Below are 1,659 nucleotides of genomic sequence, written 5' to 3'. Positions count from 1 at the left end.
CCCGCCGCCCGCCGCCCGCTGCCGCTGCCGCTGCCCGGGAACCGCGCGGGCGGCCGGGCGCCGGGCCGCTTCGATAGCCTCGACGCGTGACCTCCCGTTCGGACGCCCCGCCCGCCGGCGGGCACTCCTTCCACGGCAAGTCCGGTTTCCTGCCCCCGCAGCTGTATCGGTACCTCGTCACCCACGGGTCACCAACCGACGACATCCTCGCGGACCTCACGGCCGAGACCGCGGCCCTGGGCGGCGCCGCCGGGATGCAGATCCCCGCCGATCAGGGCGCCCTGCTGACGATCCTGACCGCGGCGATCGCGCCGTCCCGCGCCATCGAGATCGGGACCTTCACCGGCTACTCCTCGCTGTGCGTGGCCCGCGCCCTGCCGCCCGGCGGCCGGCTGCTGTGCCTGGACGTCAGTGACGAGTGGACGTCCATCGCACGGCGCTACTGGGAGCGGGCCGGAGTGAGCGACCGGGTGGAACTCCGCCTCGGCCCGGCAGCCGAGTCGCTGGCGCAGCTGCCCGCGCGGCCCACCTTCGATCTCGCCTTCATCGACGCCGACAAGGAGGCGTACCAGACCTACCTCGAGCTGCTGCTGCCCCGGCTGAACCCGAACGGCCTGATCATCGTGGACAACGTCCTGCAGTCCGGGCGGGTGCTCGCCGAGGACGGAGCCGGGACCGAGGCCAGCCCGAACGTCGTCGCCATGCGGGCCTTCAACGAGGCGCTCGCCCGTGACCGGCGGGTCCAGGTCGTCATGCTGCCCGTCGCCGACGGGCTGACCCTCGCCCGCAAGCTGCCGTAGGCCCACTGACACTGGCCGACTGGCCGGGAGCGGTCAGAGATACCGTTCCGGGCTGCCGATCCGCACCTGCACACCGGGCGAGTAGTGCATCAGCGGCTCGACCGCCGGCGGGGCGAACCCGGCCGCACGCAGCAGCCCGTCGTCGAGCTCCACGGGATCCGCCCGGTGGAGCGGCCAGGGGTCGTGGCAGGCCGGCACCGTCCGATGGCTCGGCCCGGTCGAGCTGTAGAGGCGCCACCGGGCGGTGAGGAAGTGGTCCAACGCGCTGAGCTCGCCGGCCTGATACGCGGCGCCGATCCGGACCCGCACCCGGCTGGACGCCCCACGCGGCCCCGGCCAGCGACGCCGCGTCCGGTAGACGATCTCGTCCTGGCCGATCCCCTCCTGGCCGATGCCGTCCTGACCGAGCGTGCCACGCGGGCCCGACCAGCCTTCCCCGGTACGGACGACCCGCATGGCGGACCACAGGTAGGGAAGCCGGAAACCCGCGCGCGCCACCAGAACCGCGGGGAGCCTGGCGGCGTCCAGGGAGAAGAACCAGACCCCGCGACGTCCCCGCCGATCAACCACATAGGTGCGGACGTTCGTCTCCGGGAACGTGGACATCCACGGCATCGACCAGCCGCGGCCGGTCGCCACCCGCATGGCGAAGGGCACCAGGCTGACCCAGGCCTGGCCGTCGAAGGTGTCCACGGTCAGCTCCGGCGGCAGCCGACGGCGCACCACCTCCGGCTCGAACGGCCAGTGCAGGAACGTCAGCTGCTCCCAGCGCTGGATCGAAGCCGGGCGCTCGACGGCGAACGGGCACACCGGCCCCACCGCGCCCACCGGGCCCACCGGGCCCACCGGGCCCACCGGG

Annotated in this window: 2 protein-coding genes; one reads left to right on the top strand and one right to left on the bottom strand. The window is 73.9% G+C overall.

What is annotated here, in order from left to right:
- The first annotated feature begins 86 nt into the window (after window positions 1-86).
- Entirely contained in the window at window positions 87-800 is a 714-nt protein-coding gene (locus FREUN1FDRAFT_RS39020) for an O-methyltransferase (protein WP_006545974.1), read from the top strand.
- Window positions 801-833: 33 nt separating this feature from the next.
- Here FREUN1FDRAFT_RS39020 and FREUN1FDRAFT_RS39015 read toward each other — a convergent pair whose 3' ends face one another.
- Window positions 834-1,655, bottom strand: a complete 822-nt coding sequence (locus FREUN1FDRAFT_RS39015) for a YqjF family protein (RefSeq protein ID WP_050796213.1) — start codon at window positions 1,653-1,655, stop codon at window positions 834-836.
- Window positions 1,656-1,659: the final 4 nt, after the last annotated feature.

This window comes from Parafrankia sp. EUN1f (assembly GCF_000177675.1).
Taxonomy (GTDB): Bacteria; Actinomycetota; Actinomycetes; order Frankiales; family Frankiaceae; genus Parafrankia.
This window is presented reverse-complemented; position numbering and strand designations above follow the sequence as displayed.